The 25,304-nt window shown below is 68.9% G+C and carries 28 protein-coding genes; 15 read left to right on the top strand and 13 right to left on the bottom strand.

The annotated features are described in order from the left end of the window. Positions 1-20 precede the first annotated feature (20 nt). Positions 21-344 carry a rhodanese-like domain-containing protein gene (locus AC0662_RS21655; protein ID WP_452199129.1) on the bottom strand — a complete coding sequence of 108 codons (324 nt, stop codon included), beginning with the start codon at positions 342-344 and terminating at the stop codon, positions 21-23. A gap of 126 nt (positions 345-470) precedes the next feature. On the opposite strand from AC0662_RS21655, the gene AC0662_RS21660 reads away from it, so the two are divergent. Together AC0662_RS21660 and AC0662_RS21665 are read left to right on the top strand one after the other, a co-directional pair. Next, on the top strand, positions 471-1,307 hold the full coding sequence (locus AC0662_RS21660) for a hypothetical protein (protein ID WP_478302729.1): 837 nt from the start codon (positions 471-473) through the stop codon (positions 1,305-1,307). A 72-nt stretch (positions 1,308-1,379) separates the two neighbouring features. Next, positions 1,380-2,357 carry a trypsin-like serine peptidase gene (locus tag AC0662_RS21665; protein WP_478302731.1) on the top strand — a complete coding sequence of 326 codons (978 nt, stop codon included), beginning with the start codon at positions 1,380-1,382 and terminating at the stop codon, positions 2,355-2,357. Positions 2,358-2,501: 144 nt separating this feature from the next. Here the strand turns inward: AC0662_RS21665 and AC0662_RS21670 are convergent, their stop codons facing one another. Then, a complete protein-coding gene (locus AC0662_RS21670; RefSeq protein WP_478302733.1) occupies positions 2,502-2,948 on the bottom strand; it encodes a DUF2871 domain-containing protein in 447 nt (148 codons plus the stop codon). Positions 2,949-2,989: 41 nt separating this feature from the next. Beyond that, a complete protein-coding gene (locus tag AC0662_RS21675; RefSeq protein WP_478302735.1) occupies positions 2,990-3,847 on the bottom strand; it encodes a DNA-formamidopyrimidine glycosylase family protein in 858 nt (285 codons plus the stop codon). Positions 3,848-3,922: 75 nt separating this feature from the next. Between AC0662_RS21675 and AC0662_RS21680 the strand changes: the two genes are divergently transcribed. Both AC0662_RS21680 and AC0662_RS21685 read left to right on the top strand, forming a co-directional pair. Next, on the top strand, positions 3,923-4,456 hold the full coding sequence (locus AC0662_RS21680) for a CbrC family protein (RefSeq protein WP_452199139.1): 534 nt from the start codon (positions 3,923-3,925) through the stop codon (positions 4,454-4,456). Between the two features lie 79 nt (positions 4,457-4,535). Then, positions 4,536-4,676: a hypothetical protein gene (locus tag AC0662_RS21685; RefSeq protein ID WP_387768016.1), complete on the top strand. Its 141-nt coding sequence runs from the start codon at positions 4,536-4,538 to the stop codon at positions 4,674-4,676. On the opposite strand, the gene AC0662_RS21690 is transcribed toward AC0662_RS21685, so the two are convergent. Continuing rightward, entirely contained in the window at positions 4,670-5,494 is an 825-nt protein-coding gene (locus AC0662_RS21690; RefSeq protein WP_452199141.1) for a class I SAM-dependent methyltransferase, read from the bottom strand. The genes AC0662_RS21685 and AC0662_RS21690 overlap by 7 nt on opposite strands. A gap of 85 nt (positions 5,495-5,579) precedes the next feature. Here AC0662_RS21690 and AC0662_RS21695 point away from each other — a divergent pair, with 85 nt between their 5' ends. Continuing rightward, the gene (locus AC0662_RS21695; protein WP_452199143.1) at positions 5,580-6,758 is read left to right on the top strand and encodes a DUF418 domain-containing protein; all 1,179 of its coding nucleotides are present in this window, start codon (positions 5,580-5,582) and stop codon (positions 6,756-6,758) included. Here the strand turns inward: AC0662_RS21695 and AC0662_RS21700 are convergent. Further along, positions 6,746-7,015, bottom strand: a complete 270-nt coding sequence (locus AC0662_RS21700) for a hypothetical protein (protein ID WP_452199145.1) — start codon at positions 7,013-7,015, stop codon at positions 6,746-6,748. The genes AC0662_RS21695 and AC0662_RS21700 overlap by 13 nt on opposite strands. 82 nt (positions 7,016-7,097) lie before the next feature. Between AC0662_RS21700 and AC0662_RS21705 the strand changes: the two genes are divergently transcribed. The 5 genes from AC0662_RS21705 to AC0662_RS21725 all read left to right on the top strand — a co-directional run bounded on the left by AC0662_RS21705 (position 7,098) and on the right by AC0662_RS21725 (position 11,964). After that, a complete protein-coding gene (locus AC0662_RS21705; protein WP_478302739.1) occupies positions 7,098-8,051 on the top strand; it encodes a helix-turn-helix domain-containing protein in 954 nt (317 codons plus the stop codon). Positions 8,052-8,162: 111 nt separating this feature from the next. Continuing rightward, on the top strand, positions 8,163-9,233 hold the full coding sequence (locus tag AC0662_RS21710; RefSeq protein WP_478302741.1) for an acyltransferase family protein: 1,071 nt from the start codon (positions 8,163-8,165) through the stop codon (positions 9,231-9,233). A gap of 127 nt (positions 9,234-9,360) precedes the next feature. Then, positions 9,361-10,059, top strand: a complete 699-nt coding sequence (locus AC0662_RS21715) for a PadR family transcriptional regulator (RefSeq protein ID WP_452199151.1) — start codon at positions 9,361-9,363, stop codon at positions 10,057-10,059. A gap of 160 nt (positions 10,060-10,219) precedes the next feature. Next, the gene (locus AC0662_RS21720) at positions 10,220-11,200 is read left to right on the top strand and encodes an ATP-binding cassette domain-containing protein (protein WP_478302743.1); all 981 of its coding nucleotides are present in this window, start codon (positions 10,220-10,222) and stop codon (positions 11,198-11,200) included. Then, a complete protein-coding gene (locus AC0662_RS21725; protein WP_478302745.1) occupies positions 11,197-11,964 on the top strand; it encodes an ABC transporter permease in 768 nt (255 codons plus the stop codon). The genes AC0662_RS21720 and AC0662_RS21725 overlap by 4 nt, the downstream gene beginning before the upstream one ends. Before the next feature lie 113 nt (positions 11,965-12,077). Here the strand turns inward: AC0662_RS21725 and AC0662_RS21730 are convergent, their stop codons facing one another. Beyond that, positions 12,078-13,151 (bottom strand): adenosine deaminase, encoded by a 1,074-nt coding sequence (locus tag AC0662_RS21730; RefSeq protein ID WP_478302747.1) that lies wholly within the window; start codon positions 13,149-13,151, stop codon positions 12,078-12,080. Positions 13,152-13,215: 64 nt separating this feature from the next. On the opposite strand from AC0662_RS21730, the gene AC0662_RS21735 reads away from it, so the two are divergent. Both AC0662_RS21735 and AC0662_RS21740 read left to right on the top strand, forming a co-directional pair. Continuing rightward, complete coding sequence (locus tag AC0662_RS21735) at positions 13,216-15,018, top strand: ABC transporter ATP-binding protein (RefSeq protein ID WP_478302749.1); 1,803 nt, start codon at positions 13,216-13,218, stop codon at positions 15,016-15,018. Continuing rightward, positions 15,005-16,792 carry an ABC transporter ATP-binding protein gene (locus AC0662_RS21740; protein WP_478302751.1) on the top strand — a complete coding sequence of 596 codons (1,788 nt, stop codon included), beginning with the start codon at positions 15,005-15,007 and terminating at the stop codon, positions 16,790-16,792. Before AC0662_RS21735 ends, AC0662_RS21740 begins: the two co-directional genes overlap by 14 nt. Here AC0662_RS21740 and AC0662_RS21745 read toward each other — a convergent pair. After that, positions 16,789-17,256, bottom strand: coding sequence for a nitroreductase family deazaflavin-dependent oxidoreductase (locus AC0662_RS21745; protein WP_452199162.1), 468 nt, complete (start codon positions 17,254-17,256; stop codon positions 16,789-16,791). The two genes, AC0662_RS21740 and AC0662_RS21745, sit on opposite strands and share 4 nt — an antisense overlap. Positions 17,257-17,385: 129 nt before the next feature. Here AC0662_RS21745 and AC0662_RS21750 point away from each other — a divergent pair, with 129 nt between their 5' ends. Next, on the top strand, positions 17,386-18,072 hold the full coding sequence (locus tag AC0662_RS21750) for a TetR/AcrR family transcriptional regulator (protein ID WP_452199164.1): 687 nt from the start codon (positions 17,386-17,388) through the stop codon (positions 18,070-18,072). Here AC0662_RS21750 and aat read toward each other — a convergent pair. Further along, positions 18,065-18,730: a leucyl/phenylalanyl-tRNA--protein transferase gene (aat, locus tag AC0662_RS21755; protein WP_452199166.1), complete on the bottom strand. Its 666-nt coding sequence runs from the start codon at positions 18,728-18,730 to the stop codon at positions 18,065-18,067. The two genes, AC0662_RS21750 and aat, sit on opposite strands and share 8 nt — an antisense overlap. Positions 18,731-18,953: 223 nt before the next feature. On the opposite strand from aat, the gene AC0662_RS21760 reads away from it, so the two are divergent. Beyond that, complete coding sequence (locus AC0662_RS21760) at positions 18,954-19,649, top strand: EcsC family protein (protein ID WP_452199168.1); 696 nt, start codon at positions 18,954-18,956, stop codon at positions 19,647-19,649. Positions 19,650-19,657: 8 nt separating this feature from the next. On the opposite strand, the gene AC0662_RS21765 is transcribed toward AC0662_RS21760, so the two are convergent. Continuing rightward, on the bottom strand, positions 19,658-20,497 hold the full coding sequence (locus tag AC0662_RS21765) for a helix-turn-helix transcriptional regulator (protein WP_452199170.1): 840 nt from the start codon (positions 20,495-20,497) through the stop codon (positions 19,658-19,660). Between the two features lie 32 nt (positions 20,498-20,529). Next, positions 20,530-21,456, bottom strand: a complete 927-nt coding sequence (locus tag AC0662_RS21770) for a hydroxymethylglutaryl-CoA lyase (RefSeq protein ID WP_478302754.1) — start codon at positions 21,454-21,456, stop codon at positions 20,530-20,532. 62 nt (positions 21,457-21,518) lie between these two features. On the opposite strand from AC0662_RS21770, the gene AC0662_RS21775 reads away from it, so the two are divergent. Then, positions 21,519-22,163 (top strand): GNAT family N-acetyltransferase, encoded by a 645-nt coding sequence (locus AC0662_RS21775; RefSeq protein ID WP_478302756.1) that lies wholly within the window; start codon positions 21,519-21,521, stop codon positions 22,161-22,163. A gap of 62 nt (positions 22,164-22,225) precedes the next feature. Here the strand turns inward: AC0662_RS21775 and AC0662_RS21780 are convergent, their stop codons facing one another. The 3 genes from AC0662_RS21780 to AC0662_RS21790 form a co-directional block, all read right to left on the bottom strand. Further along, positions 22,226-22,999 (bottom strand): metallophosphoesterase family protein, encoded by a 774-nt coding sequence (locus AC0662_RS21780; RefSeq protein ID WP_478302758.1) that lies wholly within the window; start codon positions 22,997-22,999, stop codon positions 22,226-22,228. A 66-nt stretch (positions 23,000-23,065) separates the two neighbouring features. Then, positions 23,066-24,442, bottom strand: a complete 1,377-nt coding sequence (locus AC0662_RS21785; RefSeq protein WP_452199177.1) for a TrbL/VirB6 family protein — start codon at positions 24,440-24,442, stop codon at positions 23,066-23,068. 11 nt (positions 24,443-24,453) lie between these two features. Beyond that, positions 24,454-25,254, bottom strand: coding sequence for a DUF8175 domain-containg protein (locus tag AC0662_RS21790; protein WP_478302760.1), 801 nt, complete (start codon positions 25,252-25,254; stop codon positions 24,454-24,456). Positions 25,255-25,304: the final 50 nt, after the last annotated feature.

Below are 25,304 nucleotides of genomic sequence, written 5' to 3' on the forward strand. Positions count from 1 at the left end.
AAGGTTTTCTTCTCATTCCGTCAGTTCGTGCTGACCGGACGACCCGAGGTCTGCCAGGCGTGCATGCCGCCGTCGAGGTTGATCGCCTCCCGGCCGAGCTGGTTCAGGAACTGGGTGGCCATCCCGGAGCGGCCGCCGACCGCGCAGACGCAGAGCACCTTCTGGTCCACCGGCACCTCGCCGACGCGCTCCTGCAACTCACCGAGCGGGATGTGGTTGGCGCCGTCGATGTGCCCGCGGTCCCACTCGTCCGGCTCGCGGACGTCGAGCACGAACGCCTCCGCCAGCAGGTCGTCGTCGAGCTCGGCCACCACTACGGAAGGAATCTCCTGGTTCCGGAACATGCCGCCAAGCATGGCAGACCCGTCCAACGATCGCTTGGCCGGTTTCGGAAGGCGGTTGCCCTGCGGACGGGATAACCGATTGACGGGGGCGGGCGGATTTCGGACGGTGGCTCGGAGGAGGCTGCGGTGGCACTGATTCAGGGGATCCCGGGGGAATTCGAGCCGCAACCCTGGGGAGAGGCGATTCTGCGGAGTCACAAGCTCCTGCTGCTCCGGATCGCCCATCGGCCGGCGGATGACGAAGTACGCCTGCCTGGCCTGGTCACGATGCCGCTGCATGTTGTCGAAGACCACACCGGCCGGGCGCTGACCTGGCGTCGAGACGGCGCTGATCTGGTCGTTCGGCTGCCCGACTCGGGCGACCCGCCGGTCGTCCGCGTCGCGTTGCAGGGCAAGCTCCGGATCGTCCCGCCGGACACGGTCACCGCGAACGCGGACGGCGTCTGGGACGTCACCCCGGCAGGTACGACGGCACACCTCATTGCCCGCCGCGCCGCTGATGTCGCCATCCGGTTCGTCGGCATGGTGGAGCCGGACAGTCGGCACCACATCCGCCTCGCCGGCCGCCGGTACGGCGTGACCGGTCAGCAGCTCACCCGGACCACGATCGGCCCGTTCCCGATGCCGGCCGACCGGGTCGTCCCGCTGCCCGTCCCGACCGGAGTACGGCGAGTGCTCGTCGCACCCGTCGGGACAGTGCTGGCGTCGATCCACCCGGGCCGCGACGAGATCACCGTGGTGGTGACCAACTTCGGCCGTACGCCGGTCCGCGGCGAGGTCGAACTCCCGTTGCCGACCGCATGGTCCGCGACCGAGCAGTACTGGACGTTCGACGATCTCGAGCCCGGGCGGTCCGTCGGATGGGTCACGCGGGTCGCCGGTCCGGACGGCGATCACGAGCTGCGCGTCCGGTTGGAGGCGGGGCGCCGCTCGGCGTCATCACCGTACGTCGTTCACCTGTGACCGCTTGCATTCTGAGAGCGCTTCACCTCTACTGGCAGTGATCGATCTCCCGCCCCGATCGAGGAGTCACGCATGCGCAGAACGACCGCCGCCACCCGTCTGCTCGCCGCCGGAATCCTGCTGGTCACCGGAGCCGTAGTCACTCCAGCAGCAGCCGCTCCAGCCACAGCCGCCCCCGCCGCCGCTACCGGTCCCGCTGCGACCACCGCCGTACAGGCGCCTGCGCTGCCGGCGAAGGCCCGCGCCGGTGCGCTGGACGCGACAGGGTATTGGACCGCTGAGAAGCTGCGGACCGCCATCCCGGCCGACCTGCCGTCCGGAACCGCCGGAACGCCTTTGAAACAAGGGACTTCCAGTGGGATCGCGTCGAAGCCGGTCGCACCGCTCAGGAACAAGGCCGCCAACGAGGCGGTCCCGAGTACGGCCGGGAAGCTGTTCTTCACCGACAACGGGCTGAACTACGTGTGCTCGGCGTCCACCATCAACAACGGCTACAAGAACCTGATCATCACCGCCGGGCACTGCGTCCACAGCGGGCACGGCGGCGCCTGGCACTCGAACATCGTGTTCGCGCCGGCGTACTACAACGGCCAGTCGGGCTACGGCCTGTGGAACTGGAGCCAGGCGCGCGCGTTCAACTCCTGGATCAACAGCAGCGACTTCAGCCACGACCAGGCGTTCGTCACGCTCCAGCAGCGCGACGGCGCGAACCTGATCGACGCGGTCGGCGGCAACGGGCTCGTCTGGGGCAACTCGACCAGCCAAGCGGGCACCCGGATCTGGGGCTGGCCGGCCGAACCGCCGTACAACGGTGAGGTGCCGTACTACTGCGACGGCACCACGTACGCGTGGAGCGGTTCGGACGCGGCGCTGACCTGCTCGATGAACGGCGGGGCGAGCGGCGGCCCCTGGCTGAAGGACCGCATCGACGCCAACCTCGGGTACGTGTTCGCCGTGACCTCACGCCGGACCACGAGCGGTACGCCGACGTTGCTGTCGACACCGAACACGCCCGACGTGAAGGCCATGTTCGACCAGATGACGACCTAGGCGGCTTCGAGGAACCGACATCGGCAGCTCGACAGTACGTATACGTCCACTGCCGGCCACGGCCCCGCTCACGCACGCCTCACGCCGACCCCCGACCACCGACACTTCCTGTCGAGCTGCCGAAACCTTCACCCCGACGGAGTACTAGCTCGTCTCGACCTGCTCCTCGGCCTTCGGCTCGATCGTGTCCTTGGCGGGCAGGCACTTGCCGAGGTTGATGAAGAAGAAGATCAGGCCGAGGGTGATCGTGATGTGCCCCAGACCGGAGATCCCGTCCAGCGCGGGCCCGGCCTGGTGGCCCAGCACGGTCAAGGTGCCGCGGAGGAGCATCATCCCGACCGTGAGCGCGAGGCCGGCGTTGTAGACCCAGAAGAACGCGTCGAACAGCTTGCCCGCGGTCAGGGTGAACAGCTTCTCCAGCGCGAGCACGATCAGGAAGAAGAGCATCCCCAACGCCAGGATGTGGGTGTGGACGACGCCGAGCTGGGAGTCGCCGGTGAAGTCGTTGAGTTTGGTGAGCTCGCGGTAGTACAGCCCGCTGATCAGCCCGAGAATCATGTAGACGTGTGCTGCCACGTAGATCTTCCGCATGGGCGGGAACCTACTACTTGAACAGCCTCGGCATCCTTCGATTACTTGAGCAGCTTCGACATCCTGCGGTCGGCCAGCGGCTTGCCGCCGGTCTGGCAGGTCGCGCAGTACTGCAGGGAGGAGTCGGCGAAGCTGACCTCGCGGACGATGTCGCCGCAGATCGGGCACTTCTGGCCCTTCCTGCCGTGCACCCGCAGGCCCGACTTCTTCTCGCCCTTCAGGTCCTGGACCGCGAGGCCGGCGGACCGGTCGACGGCGTCCTGGAGGGTTTCGCGCATCGCGTCGTACAGGATCTTGAGCTCGTCGTCCGACAGGTTCGACGCGGGTTTGAAGGGGCTCATCTTGGCGACGTGCAGGATCTCGTCGGAGTAGGCGTTGCCGATCCCGGCGATCACCGACTGGTTCCGCAGGACGCCCTTGAGCTGGACCCGGCCGGCTTTCTGCAGGATCGCGCCGAAGTCGTCGAGCGAGAGGGTGAACGGGTCGGGGCCGAGGCGGGCGATGCCGGGCACCTCGTTGACGTCGCGGACGACGTACACCGCGAGCTTCTTCTGGGTGCCGGCCTCGGTCAGGTCGAACCCGGAGCCGTCGTCGAGCACCGTCCGGAGCGCGATCGGGCCCTTCCCCGGGCGCACCAGGCCGGTGTTCTGCTCCTCTTTCCAGCGCAGCCAGCCGGCCCGCGCCAGGTGGATCACCAGGTGCACGCCCTGCGCCGAGATGTCCAGAAACTTCCCGTGCCGCGCCACGTCGTCGATCAACAACCCGACCATCGCCGAGATCGGCGGGTCGTACGTCTTCAACGCGCTGATCGCGGTGATGTCGGCCCGCACGAACGCATGCCCCACCGCCCGCTCCCGCAGGAACGCAGCCAGCGACTCCACCTCAGGCAACTCAGGCACCACCCCAGTGTGCCCGACACCGCCGACGCTTTCCCCTCTCTTGCCAAATCCGCCCCCATCCCCCACCGTCACACCGTGCCGGCCCTACCCACCTTCCGCTATCACCCCGACCCCCTCGCGACCGGCGAGATCACCCCGAGCGAGGGTCAATGCCGGGCCTGCGGGCAGGCCCGCGGCTACTTGTACGTCGGCCCGGTCTTCGCGAAGGAACGGGTCGTCGACGAGCTGTGCCCGTGGTGCATCGCCGACGGCTCAGCGGCCGCGCGCTTCGAGGCGCACTTCACCGACGACTACGGCGTACCGCGGGATGTGCCGGGCGCTGTCGTCGACGAGGTGACGACGCGGACGCCCGGGTTCCACGGCTGGCAGCAGGAGCGCTGGCTCTACCACTGCGCCGACGCGGCGGCGTATCTCGGGCGGGTTGGGTACGACGTGCTTAAGCGGCACCCGGAGGCGGTGGAGATGTTGGTTGACGAGAACCGGGCGTATTGGTCAGTGGAGAGGTGTGAGGAGTACGTGCGTCAGCTGACCGCCGACGGAGAGGCGACCGGGTACCTGTTCAGGTGTTTGGGGTGCGGGAGATACCTGGCGTACTCGGATATGGCCTGAGGGGACGGTCCGGTGGATTACCCATGGTGGGTGGTTGTGGGGGCGGGTAGGTTTTTGGGCAAGAGCTGAGGAGGCCCTGATGGGGTTTGTCAAGACGTTGGTGAAAGGCGCCGTGGTCGCCAAGTTGGTGCAGGTTGCGCAGCGGGAGCTGAGCAAGCCGGAGAACCAGCAGAAGATCAAGCAGGCGGTGCAGAAGGTGCAGCAGCGCCGGGCTCACTGAGCTGGTTTGTGCGCCTGCAGGGTGTAGGTGGCGGCCAGGCGACTGGGCTTCTCGGTCAGGCGCCACTCACCCTCGGCGTCCTCGGTCATCAGACCGGGGAGGGCGTTCCACGGGGCACTGTCGTGCTCGGTGAGGGAGTCGAACACAAAGCCTGACTTCTGGAGGGCCGTGATGATCTCGCCGAGCCCGTGGTTCCACTCGTGCGTCGTGGTCGCCTCGAACTCGATGTCCGTGTCGACGTACGTGCCACCTTCGTCGTACACGAGCGGCTCAGCGGTCTCGAAGTACGAGTACCGCACCTCGGCGACCTCGTCACCCGCGTCGAGCGCCCACAGCATCGGGTGCCCCTCGCGGACGAACAGCCGCCCGCCCGGCTTCAGCAACCCGGCGACCACGTCGGCCCACCGCTGGATGTCCGGCAGCCAGCACAGCGCCCCGATCCCGGTGTAGACGAAGTCGTACGACGCCGCGCCCAGCACCTCCACCGCGTCGTACGCGTCGGCGACGTGGAAGTCCATCGACAACCCGAGCCGTTCCGCGAGCGACCGGGCCTGCTCGATCGCCGGCGCCGAGAAGTCCAGCGCACTCATCCGCGCCCCGAGCCGCGCCAGCGACACGGAGTCGGTGCCGATGTGGCACTGCAGATGCACACCGCGCAACCCGGTGATGTCCCCGAGCCGCGGCCGGTCGAACCGCACCACCCCACTGAGGTACGACGGGTCGCTCAGGAACTCGTCGACGTGGTAATCCGGTGACGCGACATGCGCCGGTACCCGCTCGTCCCAGTTGGCCCGATTGACATCCAAATAGTCACCCACAGCCCAGAGGGTAGATGAAACTCCACCCCATCTGGAGGGGTTTTTACGACTGTGCGCGGAGCGCTGCGCTGATGTGCTGGAGCGCATGGGCCAGGTACTGGATCGGACGCGTATTCAGGACATCGACGCGCTGCGTGGTTTCGCCCTGCTGGGCATCTTGATCGTCAACATCACCTTCGCCGCCTCGGGTTTCCCGATCCACGTCGCGCAGGATCCGGCGTACGACTCCTGGCTCGACCACTCGGTGCACTGGGTCTCGTCGGCCTTCGTGGACATGAAGTTCTATCTGCTGTTCTCGTTCCTGTTCGGGTACAGCTTCCAGCTGCAGATGCAGGCGGCGCAGCGTGCCGGTGCCGCGTTCAAGCCGCGGATGCTGCGGCGGCTCGGCGGCCTGTTCGTGCTCGGTGCCCTGCACGGCGTCTTCCTGATCACCGGCGACATCCTCAGCGTCTACGCCATCATCGGCCTGGTCCTGCTGGGCATGCGCCGGGTGAAGGACCGTACGGCGCTCATCGTGGCCGGCCTGATCTACGCGTACCTCTTCGTCACCCTCGGGATCGCAGCGCTGTTCGTGGATTCGGCCGCGATCCTGGACCCGCCGACGGCCGTCGCCGCGGCGCAGGAGACGACGGCGAATCTGGCGGGCTCGTTCAGCGATGTGATCGGCGAGCACGTTCGCGCGCTCCCGACGTACGGACTCTCGCTGCTGACTGTCCAGGGACCGACGACGCTGGCCGCGTTCCTGGTCGGCATGGTCGCCGGCCGACGGCGGCTGCTGCAGTACGTCGACGGCTCCGACGCGATGCTGCGACTCATCCAACTGGTCGGCTTCGCGATCGGTATCACCGGCGGCATCGTCTACGCGTCCGGCGGCAACGGCGACACCAGGTCGGTGCTGATGAGTGTGATGACAGCGCCGTTCCTCGCGGCCGCGTACGGCGCGACGCTGCTGAGGTTCATGCACACCGACCGAGGGGAAGACATCCGCCGCCTGCTCGCCCCCGCCGGCCGGATGGCGCTGTCGAACTACATCGGCCAGTCGGTGGCGACCGTACTGATCTTCACCGGCGTCGGATTCGGACTGGTGGGTCAGGTGTCTCCACTGGAGACGCTGGGCCTCGCGGTCGGGATCTTCGTCGTCCAACTGATCCTGAGCCACATCTGGCTGAACAGCTTCCGCTACGGCCCGGTGGAAGGCGCGCTGCGGGCGGTCACGAACGCGACCGCCCCCAGTTGGCGCAGAACACTCGATCAGGCCGCGTGACGGCCGTGGTCGGTGAACAGCCGGGCGGTGCGGATGGCGTGCACGGTCCCGGTCGTCGAAGCGGGCTTGTGGTTGAAGGGCTTGGCCGCACCGCCGAGGGCGAGCAGGTCGAGCTTGGTCCGGGCCAGATCGCGGTCGTCGTCCGCCCAGGTGCCGCGCGGTCCGGCGGCCGGACCGGTCGAGTGGCGCCTGTTGCTGATCTCCAGGGCCGCGATCACGGCCAGCGCGATGACTACGAGAAGAATGTATCCGGTCATGGCAGTAATACTTCTACCAATCATATTCTGCCACCAGTGGCACTATTGACATACATGCACAAATTCCTGCCATACTGATCAGATGCTCCAGAAGATCGCTGTCGTCCTGATGGAGGACGTCGCCCTGTTCGAGTTCGGGGTGCTGGCCGAGGTCTTCGGGCTCGACCGCACCGACGACGGTGTGCCGCCGTTCGACTTCAAGGTGTGCTCGACCACGCCCGGCGTCCCGATGGAGACCAGCACGCACTCCCAGGTGATCGCGCCGTACGGGCTCGAGGAGCTCGAAGACGCCGACCTGATCGGCATCCCGGCCACCACTTGGCGGCACGCGTACGACGAGCGGGTCCTGGACGCGTTGCGGAAGGCGAACGCCCGCGGCGCGATCCTGCTCACGGTCTGCTCCGGCGCCTTCGTGCTCGGTGCCGCCGGCCTGCTCGACGGGCGCTGCTGCACCACCCACTGGCGGTACGCCGACAAGTTCACCCAGCAGTTCCCGACCGTGAAACTCGACCCGGACGTGCTGTTCGTCGACGACGGCGACATCATCACCAGCGCCGGTACCGCGGCCGGGATCGACGCCTGCCTGCACCTGGTCCGCCGCGAGCTCGGCAGCGCGGTCGCGACCCGGATCGCCCGCCGGATGGTCGTCCCGCCCCAGCGCGACGGCGGCCAACGGCAGTACGTCGAGGTGCCGGTGCCCGAGTCGTCCAGTGAGAGCCTGCAGCCGGTCCTGGACTGGATGGTCGACAACCTGGCCATCGAGCACACGGTGCCTGCGCTGGCCCGGCGCGCCCAGATGTCCGAGCGCACCTTCGCCCGCCGCTTCGTCGCCGAGACCGGTACGACGCCGCTCAAATGGGTCACCACCCAGCGCGTCCTGCGCGCCCGGACGCTGCTCGAGCAGACCCGGATGGGGATCGAGCAGATCGCCTCCGAGTCCGGGTTCGGCACCGCCGCGCTGCTGCGGCACCACTTCCGCCGCGTGGTCGGCGTACCGCCGCAGGACTACCGCCGGACGTTCCAAACTGCCGGCTGATGTGATCAAGACATCACCTGGCGGATTTGCATCGCCACCCCCTGCTCTGCCTAAGGTCACGAGGGGGTAACGGCCGAGACGATCGGCGAGCGATGCGTAGATGGAGTGAGTTTGACGACGCCGGACTCCCGCCCGGAGAAACCCGCCCGCAGGCTGAGCTGGGACGTGGTGCGAGTAGTCGCCGTACTCGCGGTGATGTTCACGCACACGACGTACATGGGTCCGTTCCTGCACCCCGAGCTCGGGGCGCCGCTCGGCAAGTACCCGTTCCAGGTCGGCGCCAGCATCCTGCTCGTGATCAGCGCGTACTTCGTCTGCGTGACGATCCGGAGAGGCTCGACGCACCGCTGGTTGTGGCGACGGGTCTGCCGGGTGCTCCCGCCGTACCTGATCGCGGTCATGTTCACGTACCTCGTCCTGGTGCGCTTCGGCCCGAGCAACTGGATCCTGCCGACCCGGCATGACCTCTGGGGCAACCTGACACTGGCCGCCTCGTTCGACCCGACCGTGCAGCTCATCGACGGCTCGTACTGGACGCTCCCGCTGCAGCTGATGGCGTTCGCCGCCGCGGCGCTGCTCTGGCCCCGCGGCCTCGGCCAGCGGATCACCACGCTGCTCTGGATCATGATCCTCGCGCCGGTCGCGCTGCAGTGGCACGACCGGATCGGCCACAGCCCGATCTGGGTGATCCAGACCTGGAACGGTCTCGGCCTGCACCGGCTGCAGCTGTTCGCGGTCGGCATCGCGATCTGGCTGTGGTCGCAGCGCCGGATCGGTGTCGTCCATCTCGGCGCCCTGATCGTCGCGACCGTCTTCGCGCAGCACGCGCACACCTCGGACCTACCGTCGTCGCTCGGTATCGGCGCGCTGCTGGTGATCGTCGCGCTGGCCGCGCGCGGCCCGGACTGGACGGTGTTCGCCCGGTTCCGGCGGCCGATCCACTTCCTCGCCCGGATCTCGTTCGGGCTGTACCTGCTGAACCAGGTGATCGGCTACCTGATCGCGTACCGGCTGATGCAGCTCGGCGCGGACCGGTTCGTGCAGATCACCGGCGCGGCGGTCGGCGTGATCGGGCTGGCCTGGCTGCTGACGAAGTACGTCGAGGAGCCGGCGTACCGCGCGCTCGCCTCGCTCCGGGTCCGCAGCCTCCCGGCCCGGGCGTTCGCCTGGCTGAATACTTGACATCGGATACCCGTGAACTAATACTCGATTTCGAGTAATCGAAATCGAGGAGGGGTCATGGCTAGAGGGCATCTGAGGACTCTGCGCCGTAGCGAGCAGCGCCGCACAGTAGGCGGAGAGTCCTCAGATGCCCTCTAGGCGCAAGGTCGGCAATCCGCTGGCGTTCGCGGTGCTCGGGAGTCTGAGTGAGCGGCCGATGCACCCCTACGAGATCTCCACGACGCTCCGGGCCCGCGGCAAGGACCAGAGCATCAAGGTCAACTACGGCTCGCTGTACTCGGTCGTCGCAGCGCTGCAGAAGCACGGCTTCATCGAGGCGCTCGAGACGGTCCGCGAGGGCAACCGGCCGGAGCGGACCGTCTACCGGATCACCGAGACCGGGCACGCCGAGTTCAACGACTGGCTCGCCGAGCTGGTCGGTACGCCGTCGCGCGAGTTCCACCCGTTGGAGGCCGGGCTCGCGTACCTCCCCGGTCTGCACCCCGACCGTGCCGTCGAGCTCCTCGACGAGCGGCTCAAGGTCGTCGACGCGGAGATCGCGGAGACGACCGCGGTACACGATCAGATGGCCGCGACGGAGTTCCCGCGGATCTTCTGGATCGAGTCCGAGTTCCGGCTGGCGTTGCTGCGGGCGGAGTCGGCGTACGTCCATCAACTCGTGGAGGAGATCCGGACGGACACGCTCGGCGGCGCCGAGTTCTGGCGCAAGGCCTGGAACGTCTACCTGACCGAGGGCATCAGCCCGGCCGAGCAGCTGAAGGATCCACTGAAGTACTTCGGGCAGGAGTTCACCTGGATGCAGGCGATTCCGCCGGAAGCCCAGTAAGAAAGCACAGTAAGAGAAAGACGGCCCTCGACCCACGGTGCGGCAACACCAGGGCCAAGGGCCGCAGTTCCTCGAGTCGGTCCGAAGACCTGGCGCCCAAGGCGCAACCATCAGGATAGGCCAGCCTTCCGACCGGCTCCCGCGCAAAGGGAGTCCACTGATGTCCACGCATGCCATCGAGGCGACCGACCTGGTCAAGACGTACCCGGCCGGCCGCAAGAATCCACCGCTCCGCGCGCTCGACGGCCTGACCGTCAGCGTGGCCGAGGGCGTCGTCCTCGGCCTGCTCGGGCCGAACGGTGCCGGCAAGTCCACCACCGTCAAGATCCTCACCACACTGTCCCGCGCCGACTCCGGCAGCGCCAAGGTCGCCGGGTACGACGTGATTCGCGAACAGGACCGCGTCCGGCACGCGATCGGCTACGTTCCGCAGAAATCCAGCTCCGACCCGATGGCCACCGGCCTGGAGAACCTCGTACTCAGCGGCCGGATCTTCGGCCTGTCCCGGTCGCAGGCGGTGCAACGCGCTCGCGAACTTCTGGAGCGGTTCGGCCTGGCCGAGCATGCCGATCGGCCGGCGCGGACGTACTCCGGCGGCATGCGGCGCAAACTCGACGTCGCGCTCGGACTGGTGCATCGCCCCAAGGTGCTGTTCCTCGACGAGCCCACCACAGGTCTCGACCCGGAAGCACGCGCCGACCTGTGGAACGAAGTACTGCGGCTGTCGGGGCAGGAAGGCCTGACGGTCCTGCTCACCACGCACTACCTGGAAGAGGCGGATCGGCTCGCCGGTCAGCTCGCGATCGTCGACCACGGCAAGATCGTTGCCGAGGGCACCCCCGACGCACTGAAGTCCGCGCTGCGCGGCGACTCGGTGCAGGTCGAACTCGTCGACCCGGACACCGACGGCGACGTCCGGACCCTGCTCGCCCAGTTGCCCGGGGTCGGCAAGATCGTTGTCGAGGGCAACACTTTGCGAGCCCGGGTCGATCGCGGCGCCACCGCCGTACCCGCGGTGCTCGGAGTGCTGGAGGACAAGGCGGTTCCGGTGATCGCGGTCACGATGTCGCGGCCATCGCTGGACGACGTGTACCTGCAGCACACCGGCCGCTCCTTCAAGGTTGCGGAGGAGGCGGCATGATCGCGCACACCGGACTCATCCTCGGGCGCTGGACGCGGGCGTCGTACCGGCAGCCGGCGTTGATCGCGTTCACGTTGGTGCAACCCGCGATCTGGCTGCTGCTGTTCGGGCAGCTGTTCCAGGGGGTCGTGCGGATCCAGGGCTTCGGCGACTCGTCGTACATCGCCTTCCTGACCCCGGGGATCGTGATGATGACCGCGCTGATGACGAGTGGCTGGAGCGGTACGTCGTTCGTGCAGGACATGGAGCGCGGCGTGATGGACCGGATGCTGGCGTCGCCGGTCAGCCGCGGCGGGCTGATGACGGGGCAGCTGCTCAGCAACGCGACGACCACGTTCATCCAGACCGTGCTGGTGTTCGCGATCGGGTTCGCCGCCGGTGCGCGGTACGACGGTGGGATCGGCGGCTACCTGGTCACGATCCTCGCGTCGGTGCTGGTCGGGCTCGCGTTCGGTTCACTGTCGAACGCGGTCGCGCTGCTCACCCGGCAGCAGGAGGCGCTGATCGGGATCTCGCAGTTCGTCTCGCTGCCGCTGACGTTCATGTCGTCGATCATGATCGACCCGGAGGTGGCGCCGCACTGGGTGAACGTCGCGGCCCGCTACAACCCGGTCGACTGGGCCACGGTCGCCGCCCGCGGCGCGCTGACCGCCGACCCGGACTGGTCGTCGGTCTGGCGGCACTGCGGCTACCTCCTGGCCTTCACCCTGATCGTCGGCTGGCTCTCGACGCGCGCCTTCCGCACGCACCAGCGCTCGGTCTGAGGCGCGACCCGGACCTGCGCCACTCACTAACCTCCCGCACGCTGTTCACGGCAGGCTCATCCGCCGCCCGGATCAAGGCGCCGGCGGCGGTTGGTGAGTGGTGCGGGTCCGCCTCACCGAGCGAGGGCGGCGGCGTACCAGGGCTTGATGACGCCGTCGATGATCGCGAGGCGTTCGTTGAACGGGATGAACGCGGACTTCATCGCGTTGATCGCGAACCAGCGGAAGTCCGCGAGACCGTAGTCGAAGGCCTCGGCGAGCAGCGCGAGTTCGCGGCTCATCGACGTACCACTCATCAGGCGGTTGTCGGTGTTCACCGTGACCCGGAAGCGGAGCTTCGCGAGCAGGCCGATCGGGTGGTCGGCGATCGACTCGGCGGCGCCGGTCTGCAGGTTCGAGCTCGGGCACATCTCCAGCGGGATCCGACGGTCCCGGACGTACGCCGCGAGTCGCCCGAGCTCGGCCTTCTCGCCGGTGCCGTCGTAGCTGATGTCGTCGATGATCCGGACGCCGTGACCGAGCCGGTCGGCGCCGCACCACTGGATCGCCTGCCAGATCGACGGCAGCCCGAACGCCTCACCGGCGTGGATCGTGAAGTGCGCGTTCTCGCGCTGCAGGTACTCGAACGCGTCCAGGTGCCGGGTGGGCGGGAAGCCCGCCTCGGCTCCGGCGATATCGAAGCCGACCACGCCGGCGTCCCGGTAGGCGACCGCGAGCTCGGCGATCTCCCGCGACCGGGCCTTGTGCCGCATCGCGGTCAGCAATTGGCGCGCGACGATCGGCCGCTCGGCGACCGCCATCCCGTGCTCGAACCCTTCCCGGACCGCGTCCACGACCTGCTCGAGCGTGAGGCCGCTGTTCAGGTGCTGCTCGGGGGCGTACCGAATCTCGGCGTACACGACCCCGTCCGCGGCGAGGTCTTGCACGCACTCGCTCGCCACCCGCTTGATCGCCTCGGCGGTCTGCATCACCGCGACGGTGTGGTCGAACGTCGCGAGGTACCGCTCCAGCGACCCCGAGTCCGCCGACTCGACGAACCACGCACCCAACTCGGCCGCATCCGCCCGCGGCAACGGATGCCCGATCTCCCGCGCCAATTCCAGCACCGTCTCCGGCCGCAGCCCCCCATCCAGGTGATCATGCAAAAGCACCTTCGGCGCCGCACCCAACTCCTCCGGACTGATCATCTGGCCATAGTGCCATCCGGCAAACGTTCAAGACTTGTGGTGGTGGGGGTGTCATCGTGGGGAGATGGTGAGGCGGTTGCGTGGGCGCCCGGAGTGGGAGTTCTTCGGGGTGTTGCCGCGGGCGGATCGTGGGTTGGCCGCGGCCTGGTGGGGGTTGGTGCTGGCGCGGGGGGCGTTGCCGGCGGTGTTCGCGATCGCGATGGGGCAGATGGTCGGCGCGGTGCAGCACGGTTCCGCGCTGGCGGGTCCGTTGGCGTTCATGGGTACGACGTTCGTTCTGCTGCAGGTGTTGACGCCCGTACATCAGGCGGTCAGCGCCAACCTCGGTAGCCGAGTGTCGGCGTACCTGAACGACGAGCTCGCGAGGGCGTGTGTCGGGCCGCCGGGGATCGGGCATCTCGAGGATCCGGAGCTCAGCGAGGATCTGACGGTGGCTCGCGAGTTCGACCGCGGGCAGACCGGTCCGCCGATGTACCTGAACGTCGACTTCGTCGCGGGCAGCCTGGTCGAGCTGATCGGCGGGATCGCGTCCGCGGTGGTGCTCTTCGGGTTCACCTGGTGGGCGCCGCTGCTGCTCCTCGCCGCGTGGACGGCGACGCATTGGCTGCTCCGCGAGAGCGGTGTCTGGCGGGACCGGAACACCGCCGAGGTCCGCGCGGCGCAGCGGCACGCGAACTACGCGTACGAGTTGGCGGTCGCCCCGGACGCTGCGAAGGAACTGCGCCTGTTCGGCCTCGCCGACTGGACGGTACGACGCTTCACCGAGCGCCGTCGGCGACTCTTCGAGCTGCAGTACGCCGCGACGCGATTGCGGGAACGCCCCATGATCTGGAGCCTGCTGATCGTGGTGGTGGCCAACGGTCTGGTGTTCTGGGCGCTCGGTGCGGCGGCGATCGACGGGAGCCTGCCGCTCGATCGGCTGGTGGTGTTCGCGCAGGTCGCGATCGGCGTCGGCATGATCGCGTTCGGCGGCCTGAACTGGGCCCTGGACGGCGCCGCCGCCCCGGTCGCCGCCGTCAACCGGCTCGAGCCCGCGATGGCCCCGGCCGGTGCGCTGTCGCCCGGTCGCGGCCTGTCCACCGCGCGCCACGGCGCGGTCGCGATCGAACTCCGCGGTCTGAGCTTCCGTTATCCACAGGCCGAGCGAATGGTGTTCGACGGGCTCGACCTGACGATCCCGGCCGGCTCGTCGCTGGCTGTCGTCGGTCAGAACGGCGCCGGGAAGACCACGCTGGCCAAGCTGTTGTGCCGGCTGTACGACCCGGAGTCCGGGACGATCCGGATCGACGGCGACGACCTGCGGGACCTCGACGTCGACACCTGGCGGACCCGGGTCGCGGCCGTCTTCCAGGACTTCCTCAAACTCGAGCTCCCCCTGCGGGACAACGTCGCGCCGGCCGGCGCCCCCGAAGCGGACATCCGCGCGGCGCTCGCCGACGCCGGCGCCGCGGACCTGGCCGACCTGGACACCCGCCTGGCCACCGGGTACGGCGATGGCACCGACTTCTCCGGCGGTCAATGGCAGCGCGTCGCCCTCGCGCGAGCGCTGTGCGCCGTACGGCAGGGCGCCGGACTGGTCCTGCTCGACGAACCGACCGCCCAGCTGGACGTACGCGGCGAGGCGGCGATCTTCGACCGGATCCTGACCGCGACCCGCGACGTCACCACGATCCTCATCTCGCACCGGTTCTCGACGGTCCGGCACGCCGACCGGATCTGCGTCCTGGAGCATGGCCGGGTCGTCGAGCTCGGCAGCCACGACGAGCTGATGGCGCTCGGCGGGCGGTACCGGACGATGTTCGACCTGCAGGCGCAGCGCTTCGCGGCCGAGGTCGACGAGGAAGGGCTGAGCTATGACACGCTCTGACGACCTGCCCAAGGCGCTGCCCGCGATGTGGCGGCTCTGCAAGCTGGGCTATCAGCACGAGCCCGGGCTGCTGGTCGCCGCCTTCGTGATGACGCTGCTCGCCGCCTTGCCCGATGCCCTGCTCGCGTTGTGGCTCAAGGTCCTCGCCGACGGAGTCCTCGACAGCGACAAGCGCGCCGTCGTACTCGCCGCGACCGGTCTGGCGTTGTCCGTGACGGCGACCTGGTTCCTGCGCACGCTGTCGACGCGGATCTCGCGCCGCTTCCGGGACCGGGTGACGATCATGCTCGAGGCGCACGTCGCGCAACTGCAGGCGTCCGTCGCCACGGTCGAGCACCACGAGCGTCGCGACTACCTGGATCGCCTGTCCGTACTGCGCAAACAGGTGTTCGTGCTCGACCACATGTACATGTCGCTGTTCTCCACCTGTGGCTGGATCCTGCGCCTCGGGGTGACGGTCGCCCTGTTGACGTCGATTGATCCGGCGCTCGCGCTGCTGCTGGTGTTCGCGTTGCCGACTGTCATCAGTTCGAGTTGGCGGCCAGGTGTCGAACGCCAGATCGAGGAGCAGTACGCCGCGCACAGCCGACTCGCCGACCACTTGTTCAAGACCGCGACCACGGCCGCCCCGGGCAAGGAAGTCCGCGTCATCGGGCTCGGTCCGGACCTCGTCACGGGCCGGCGGCGCGAGTGGGAGCAGTGGTACCGGCCGATCGCCGCGACCCGACGGACCAGCGCGGTCTGGCACGCCGCCGCGTGGGCGGTGTTCGGCCTCGCATACGTCGGTGCGGTGCTGTACGTCGCCTCGGTACTGAACGGTTCGGTGGGTGACGTGTTGCTGATCCTCGCGGCCGGTGCGCGACTGTCGTCGTACATCGGGGCGACCGTGGGCGAGATCGGGTTCCTGCGGGGGATCTGGCTGGACGGATCGCGGCGGCTGGTGTGGCTGGAGAACTATGCGGCCTCGTTCGACAGCACGGCCGATCTGCCGGCGCCCGAGCGGCTCGACGACGGCATCCGGCTGGAGCACGTGTCCTTCACGTACGCCGGTTCGGACCGGCCCGCGCTCGACGACGTCAATCTGTCTCTGCCGGCCGGCAAGGTGGTCGCGGTGGTCGGGGAGAACGGTGCCGGCAAGTCCACGCTGGTGAAGCTGATCTGCAAGCTGTACGAGCCGACCGGTGGGCGGGTGTTGCTGGACGATCGGCCGTTGGACCGGATCGCGGCCGAGGCGTGGCGGTCCCGGATCGCCGGCGCGTTCCAGGACTTCTTCCGGTTCGAGTTCCGGGCCGGGCATAGTGTCGGGCTCGGGGACCTGCCGCGACTGGACGACGTACCGGCGGTGACGACCGCTGTCGGGCGGGCCGGGGCGGAGGACGTTCTGGAGCGGCTCGGCTCCGGGTTGGACACCCAGCTCGGGTCGACCTGGCCGGACGGTGCGGAGGTCAGCTTCGGGCAGTGGCAGAAGCTGGCGCTCGCCCGCGGCTTCATGCGGGACCGCCCGTTGTTGCTGGTGCTCGACGAGCCGACCGCCGCGCTGGACGCCGAGACCGAGCACGCACTGTTCGAGCGGTACGCCGCGGCGGCCAAGGACAGCGTGGACGGGCGGATCACGATCCTGGTGTCACACCGGTTCTCCACCGTGCGGATGGCCGACCTGATCGTCGTGCTGGACGGCGCCCACGTCGTCGAGACCGGGACGCACGAGGAGTTGATGGCGCGCGACGGGCACTACGCCGAGCTCTACCGGATTCAAGCCGCGGCGTACCACTAGCTGATCTTGAAGACCGGGACGCCGGGGGCGATGTGGTGCAGGACCTCGTCGGGGGAGTTCTTGGACACGTCGCCGCCGAAGAAGGTGCCGACCTCCCAAGCCCACTTCTTCAGGTACATCCGGAGCGCCGGCAGCTTGTCGGCGTCGGCGAGCTCCTCGGCGTGGAAGGTCTCGACCTTGCCGCCGAGCTGCAACCGGCCGGTGCCGCTGGCGCGCAGGTTCTTCACCCACTGGGTGTGGCCGCGCGGCGCGACCAGGTAGCGCTGCCCGTCGACCACCAGCAGGTTCACCGGCGTACTGCGCCACTCGCCGGACTTCCGGCCCTGGACCGAGAGCACCCGGCTGCCCATCAGGCTCAGACCGAGCTTCGTCAGCCGGGCGACGATCCTGTTGAACACCCGCATGCTGCCCTCGGACGCGGTGATCACGCGCTTGCTGTCGTAGGTCTGCTTGTACTCGGTCATGGCGGGGATCTCTTTCTGCTGTGGCGAGAGCCGGTTTGCGAGAGCGGTGCTCTCTGTTGTGATCAGTGAACATCAGATCGCTGATCACTGTCAAGAGCACTGCTCTCGGTTTTGTGGCACACTGGCTCCATGAACGCCGGACGTACTGCCCGTGAACGCGCCCGGGCCGAGCTGACCGAGGAGATCAAGGCCGCTGCCCGACTGCAGCTGACGACCGTCGGCGCGGAGGCGCTGTCGCTGCGCGCGATCTGCCGCGAGCTCGGCATGGTGTCGTCCGCGCTGTACCGGTACTTCGCGAACCGCGACGAACTGCTGACCGCCCTGATCATCGACGCGTACGACGCGATGGGCGCGGCGGCCGAGGCGGCGGCCACCGGCGGCGACACGGTCGAGGAGTGGACGACGATTTGCGCCGCGGTCCGGGACTGGGCGCGCGCGAACCGGCACGAGTACGCGCTGATCTACGGGTCGCCGATCAGTGGGTACCAGGCGCCGCAGACGACCGTCGAACCGGCGATCCGGGTGCCGTTGCTGCTGCTCGGGCTGCTGCAGAAGGCACAGGCCTCGGGCCGGCTGGTGGTGCCCGACGACGCGCCGGCGCCGTCCGGAGTGCTGGCCGAGCAGACGCACGTACTGGTCGCGCTGGCGCCGGACGTGCCGCCGGCCATCCTGCTCCGGACGATGATCGTGTGGACGCAGCTGTTCGGGATGATCAGCTTCGAGCTGTTCGGTCAGCTGGTCGGTTCGATGGACCCGGCGGACGAGTTCTTCGCGTCGACGACCCGGCAGATGGCCGCGTTCGTCGGGCTCAGGTGAAGGCCTTCGGCAGCGGTACGTCGAGGGCGCGCGCGATCCGGCGTACATAGGTCTCGCGGGGGATCGAGACGGCGCCGAGGGTCGCGAGGTGGTCGGTGACCCACTGGATGTCGAAGACCCGGTCGGCGGCGTACTCGTCGTTCAGCAGCTCGATCGTGCCCGCGACGGCCGCCTTCGAGCCGTCGGTCCGGTGATGGAACATCGACTCCCCGGCGAACAGCCCGCCGATCGCGACGCCGTACAGGCCACCGGCCAGCACGTCGCCGTCCCAGGCCTCGACCGAGTGCACCCAGCCGAGCCGGTGCAGTTCGGTGTACGACGCGATGATGTCGCGGTCGATCCACGAGCCGGGCCGGCGCGGGTCCGCACACGCGCGGATCACCTGGTCGAAGGCCGTGTTCACCCGGATCTCGAACTTCGCCCGGGCCCGGCGCAGCGATCGCGACGGTTCGTAACCGGCGACGTCGATCACGCCCCGGTCGACCGGCGACCACCACAGCACCGAGCCCCGGTGGTCCGGCATCGGGAACAACCCCCGCCGGTACGCCGCCAGCAGCGTCCCCGGCGCCAGATCGGCCCCACCCGCCACCACGTCACTCGCCCCCGCCACACCAACCGGCGGGAACTCCCAAACAGACGCAGCAGGCTCAACAGGCACGTGACCATCCTGAACCATGCCGAGGGCGCGGACCGCCAGGCCATCACAATCCACCGTCCACGCCGGGCCCACGCGGCAGGGCGCGGCACGCGCACGATTGTGATGGCCTGGCGGTCCGCTAGGGGACACCAAGGGTTCTTCCCGAGTGGCGAGGGTCTGGGAGCCACGTACAGTTGAAGCACGTCCGGGTTCTGACGCGTGGGGCCGGGCGGGAAGGAGCACCGTGGCCGGAGTAGCCAGGTTCGTCGCCAGCAGTCTTGCGCCCGCCGCCCAGCGGTTCGCCCCGACGGCAGCGGGCGGCGCGTTGCGCCAGATCCTCGAGATCGCGATCGACGGGTACCAGCGGTTCCCCGGCGCGGAGCGGATCGCGGACGCCAAGCTCGAGCGGTGCGAGGGCGACGTCGCTCTCGCCATCGAAGCGGTGATCGACCAGCACATCCGGCTCGCCGGGGTGCAGGGGTTCGCCACCAGCATCGGCGGTCTCGTCACGCTGCCCGTCGCATTGCCGGCCAACCTGACCGGTCTCGCGGTCGTGCAAGCGCGGATGGTCGCGGCGATCGCGCACCTGCGCGGCTACGACCTCGACGACCCACGGGTCCGGACGGCGGTCATCACCTGCCTCCTCGGTGAGGAAGGCGTCGCCGACCGGCTGCGGAAGGCGAGCCTGGTCACGTCACCGCTGGCGATCGCGACGGCGCCGGTCTTCGACCCCGAGCTCGACCGCCAGGTCTCCGGTGAGGTCGTCGCGGAGCTGATCGCGCGGATCAGCGGCAAGCGGATGGCACTGACGGTCACCCGCCGGGTCCCGTTCCTCGGCGGTGCGGTGGGCGCGACGGTCGACGGCTGGTCGACGTACCGGGTGGGTCAGTTCGCCGACAAGAGTCTGGTCCGCCGGATCCGTCGCCCGATCGAACCGTGACCGATCGGTCACGCTGACTGTTCGGCCGGCTGCCTGCGAGTGAGCGGGAGTTTGCCGCGCGTGTCGTCGTTCGCCGGCGTCTCGACGAACAGGACCAGCTCCGGGTGCGCCGGGACCGCCAGCTCGGTGACGGTGAAGTGCAGCTCGCCGGCCGCCGGATTCATGATCCGACGGACGCGCGGCGTACAGGCGGCGACCTCGTGGCGGGACCAGAGCTGCGCGAACTCGGGGCTGATCGACCCCAGCCGCTCCAGGTCGGTCTCCCAGTCCGGGTCGCCGATGTGTTCGGCGTACGCCGAGCGCAGGCGACCGATTAGGTACGGGACCTCGGTGTCGTAGTTCAGCAGCTGCGCGCGGGCCGACGGCTCGGTGATGATGCACCACAGCAGGTTCTTGTGGATGCAGGGCAGTTGGTGCCAGTCGTGGAACAGGTCGTGGTACGCACCGTTCGCCCGGATGATGTCGTACCGCGTGTTCGTGATCACGGCGGGCAACGGGTCCAGCGCGTCCACGATCTCGACGAACACGGCTTCGCTCGCGCAGTCCGTCGTCCGCGGTAGGCGCATCGGCGTGGCCTCGGCGAGCCGGTACAGATGCTCGCGCTCGACCGGGGTGAGCTGGAGCGTCGTGGCGACCGCGTCCAACACCTGGCCGCTCGCGTTGATCGGGCGACCCTGCTCGAGCCACGTGTACCAGGTCACGCCCACACCCGCGAGCTGCGCCAGCTCCTCGCGCCGCAATCCCGGCGTACGCCGTCGGCCGCCGCCCGGCAGACCCACGTCCTCAGGGGCCACCCGGGCGCGGCGCGCCTTCAGGAACTCCCCGAGCTCAGCCCGCTGCGCACTCACCGAACCAGTCTGACGAGGCCCACCGACAGTTTTCAGCCGGCAAGTGCCTGGACGACACGGCTGGGGGACGGTTTGCCGAGTTGTTCGGCCATCCACACGCTGGTGGTGACGAGTTTCTCCAGGTCAACGCCCGTTTCGACACCGAGGCCGTCGAGCTGCCAGACGAGGTCCTCGGTGGCGAGGTTGCCGGTCGCGCTCTCGGCGTACGGGCATCCGCCCAGGCCGCCGGCCGAGCTGTCGACCGTGGTGACGCCCTCCCGCAACGCGGTCAGCGTGTTGGCGAGCGCCTGGCCGTACGTGTCGTGGAAGTGCACCGCCAGCTTGTCGACGCCGACCCCGGCCGCGCCGAACGCAGCGACCAGCGCACTCACCTGGCCCGGAGTCGCGACCCCGATGGTGTCACCCAGCGACAACTCGTGACACCCGAGCTCGACCAGCCGCGCCCCGACCTTGACCACCTGATCGATCGGTACGTCGCCCTCCCACGGGTCGCCGTAACACATCGAGACGTACCCGCGGACCGTCAGTCCCTCGGCCAACGCCCGCTGCACGGTCGGCGTGAACATCGCGAACTGGTCGTCCAGCGTGGAGTTCAGGTTCTTCGCCGCGAACGTCTCGGTCGCGCTGGCGAAGATCGCGATCTCGGCGACACCGGCCGCGAGAGCGCGGTCCAGGCCACGCTCGTTCGGGACCAGGACCGGCGCGCGGACGCCGTCCGGGAGCTCCAGCTGCTCCAGCAGCTCGGCGGCGTCGGCCAGCTGGGGGACCCACTTCGGGTGCACGAAACTCGTCGTCTCGACCGTCGTCAGCCCCGCGTCGAGCAACCGCCGGATGAACTCGGCCTTGACCGCGACGTCGACGACCGCCGACTCGTTCTGCAACCCGTCCCGCGCTCCGACCTCGTAGATCGTCACCCGGTCGGGCAGTCCCTCGGCCCTCACCAGCTGCGGTTTCCGCATCCTGCTGCCTCCTCGGCGGGTGTCATCGAGCGTGCCACGGGATCTCCGTGAGAATGCTCGTGATGACTACTCTCGCTGCCATTCTGCGTGCCGTCGAAGCCGGCGTCCTCCCGGCCCCGGGTCTCGGGCTGACCGTCGTACCGGCGCCGTCCGAGCGGGACTCCGCGGTGGTCGCCTTCACCGGGCACACCGTGATCGCCGCGGATGTCAGCGCGGAGTGGGTCGCCGAGCGGGTCCCGGAGGGCGATCTGGGCGCGCCGGCCAGCCCGGCCTTCCTGCAGGCGCTCGCCGAGCGGACCGGCCGCCGCGCCGGGGCCACCGACGCGATGCTCCTCGCGCCGGCGATCACCGACCCGGCCTCGCGAACCACTGCGATCGAGGGACTGACAGCCCTCGACGACCACGACCATCCGCGGGTCGAGCGAGCCTTGGAGTACCGCGACGACGTCCAGGTGTACGGCGACGAGTACGGCGCGGTGGTCATCACCGGGCGTGGTCTCGCGGACCGTCTGGAGTGCGCGATCGAGCTCCCCGACGACATCCGGGGACGTGGCCACGGGCGCCGGCTCGCGCGGGCGGCTCGGGCGCTGATCCCAGCGGATGCGTCGATCTGGGCGCAGATCACGCCGGGCAACGCGGCGTCGCTGCGCGCGTTCCTGGCGGCCGGATACCAGCCGATCGGCTCGGAGACTCTACTCAGCACCTGACGAACAGGTGAACAACACGTTGCCAACAGCCACAATCCCCAGCCTGTGGAAAACCCTGGGGATTACCGGTGATATCCGTCCGGCGTACCGCTGTAGAAGTTCGTCCGGTACAGCCCATGGATGATCTCGGACTCGTACCCGTCGAGCTCCGGCATCCCGAGTTCACGTGCCACGGCCAGCTCGGCGTGAGCGTCGTACGGCACCCGGACGAACTGCGCCGAGAACGGCGCCGCCGCGGTCGAGTCCAGAACCCCTTCCAGGATCACGTACACCGGCGTCGGGTCCCCGAGGCTGTTCCCCACCGACCCCGTGTTGAACAGCGTCCGCCCGAGATCCTCTTCGAAGTACGGGTCATGCGTGTCCCCGTACCCCACGATCGTCGGCACCGGACCATCACCCGTCGCCGGCGTGTTCTCGAACATTCCCAGGTACTCCGCTTCGCTGTGATCGAACCGGACGCGTCGGTGAACGCTCGTCGAGGACGCATGGAACAAACGCACCCGCCGCCCACTCAGCACAAAGTCATGACAAAACGGCAACCCGCGCAGCCATCCCCACTGCTCTTCCCGCAGCTCGTTCTTCCACCATCGCAGGCCCTCCCGATCCTCCGTCCGGTCGGGATCCGGCAGGAAGTCGTCCCAGTTCCCGAGCAGGTTCACCTCGCAGACCTCGCGGCACCGATCCACAACGGCCTGGCCCCGCGGCCCCTTCCCGACGTAGTCCCCGAGGTTGAAGATCCGCTCGATCCCGCGCCCGGAGATGTCCGCCAGCACCGCCTCCAACGCCGTCAGGTTCCCGTGCACATCGGAGATCAGAGCAATCCGGTCCAGAGACATGGCCGCCATGCTCCCATTCCCGCAGGTCGGGCCGGACTACACGGCGGTCTTGCTGCTCGAGGGTGGTTACCAGTTGCCGCTGGGGCCTGAGTTCCCGCCGACGCCGGCTCCGGCTGGTGTTTTGCCGCCGGAGCCTGTGGATGATGCGGCTCGTCCGGTGGGCATGGAGCGCCCGCCGCCCGCGCCGCCACCCGATCGGCTGCCGCCCGACCGCCCACCCATCGGCCCGGCGCCGCTCGGGCGCGACGACCCGGAGCCGCCTCCGCCACCGGCTTCGCCGGCCGAGTGTGCCGCGGCCCCCGCGAACGCTCCGGCGGCCTTGCGAGCCGCGGTCGCGGCGATCCCGGCCGGGCCGAGCGCCGCCCCTCCGGCGCTGCCCGCGAGTTTCGCACCCGTGGCACCGCCGCCTCCACCTGCCGCGCCCGCCGCGCCGCCTCCGCCACCGCCGACCGACCCGCCACCACTTGCGGCACCGCTCCGGCTGCCCCCGCCGCCGAACCCACCGCCGACGTTGAGCGCGCCCGTCGCCATCCCGCCGAAGTCGGGCGAGCTCCCCATCCCGGCCGAGCCGCCGGCGACGGCCGCGGTCACCGGCACCGCGAAGCGCAGCAGCGCCGGCAGCGCGAGGATCGCGAGCATCATCATCATCAACGCGGTCAGCGCCTGCGTCAGGCCGTTGTCCTGGCCGAGCATGTTCTCGTCCTTCAGCTTGATCGCCGCCGCGTAGATCAGGGCCGCCGCGGGCTTGTACGCGATGAAGCCGAGCGTCCAGGCGCAGTACTTCTTGAACCAGGTCTTGCCGATCTCGGTGTTGGTCGCCGCGGCCGCGAGCGGCAAGGTCGCACCCAGCAGGACCAGCATGGCCGACCGGATCAGCATCAGCACGATCTGGATCAGCGACGCCCAGGTCGCCAGCTGGCCGATCAGGATCACCAGGAAGATCGAGTTGATCCCGGCGTTCCCGGCTCTGGTGTCCGGACCCGACACCAGGTTCGAGATCGCCGACGAGAAGGACTCACCGCCGATCGCTGACTTGACGAGGTGCACCGAGAAGTCGTCCGACCACTCGACCAGGACCTGCACCATCGCGGTGCCGGCGCCGCAGACGACGACGAAGATCAGCATCGCCTTCAACAGCTCCTGCAGCGGCTTGGCGCGTTGCTCCCAGGCCATCCGCAGACCGGCGGCGATGATCGCGAGCGCGAAGATCGTCAGCGTGAGCGGAAGGGTGTTGTTGTGCACGAACTGGACCGTCTGACTGTTCGTCCAGGTCTGCCCGTCGGTCGTGCTGGCGAGCTTGATCGGAGTCTTCGGGTCGACCCAGAAGGTCGACAGTGAGTTCAGGACGGTCGAGAAGAAGTCCGCGGTGATCCGGTTGGCCTCCGCGATCCAGCCGTTCGCGGCCGACTCGACGCCCTCCACGACGTGGCATTTCATGTCCATCGGTGTGCACATCAGATACCACTCCACTTCACGAAGTCGGCCAGGTCACGGTGCTGTGCGAACGGCGCTCCGACGGCGTCGCCGGGCGTCGGCGGCTGGACCCGCCAGTCGTCCTGGTACCAGACGAGGGTCAAGGTGGCGCTCATGTAGACCGACTCGACGGGGAAGGCGATCATGACGGTCACGCGTTCCCGTCCGGCGTCCACGACGCGGTAGCCGATCGGCTGGATCGAGGAGGAGTCGGACGAGGACCCCTCCGTGCCGAGCTCCTTGATCAAGCTGTCGGTCGCGGCCCCGGGAACCATCAGCTTCTTGGCGGTCGGCACGACCTTGGTCTGGTCCGCGATGGCCGCGATCGCGCTGTACGCCGCGTACACCGCGCCGGTCGGCGAGTGCGCGAAGCACCGCCGGAAACCGTCGGCATCGGTCGTCCCCGGTCCGTACGCCGCGGCGCGCGGTACGACGATCCGCCGGCTGACCTCCCAGCTGTCGACCGTCGGCGCCCGCGCGGGAATCGACTGGTCACCGGCGGGAACGTCGCACGCACCGGTCGGCTGACCAGACGAGGTGGCGGGGGTCGAGACCTCTCCGGCCGGAGTGGCCGGCTGAGTCGGCGTGTTCGCAGGCTCAGCCGCAGCGGCCGCGGGGGCCGAGTCAGCCGCCGGCTGCTGGGCGCTCGCGGTCGCCTTTCCGGAGGAGTCCGACCCCGCGATCAGGATCAGCAGTCCGCAGATCAGCACCGCGCCGATGATGATGCAGGCGCCGATGAAGCCGGGCCCGAAGGGCGATTTGTGGTCTGTGTCCTGGCTCATCTGGCTCCCCGATCCGGTGGTGACAACCTCGTGGATCAAGGGTGGCAAAA

It is taken from the genome of Kribbella sp. NPDC043289 (genome assembly GCF_056436705.1).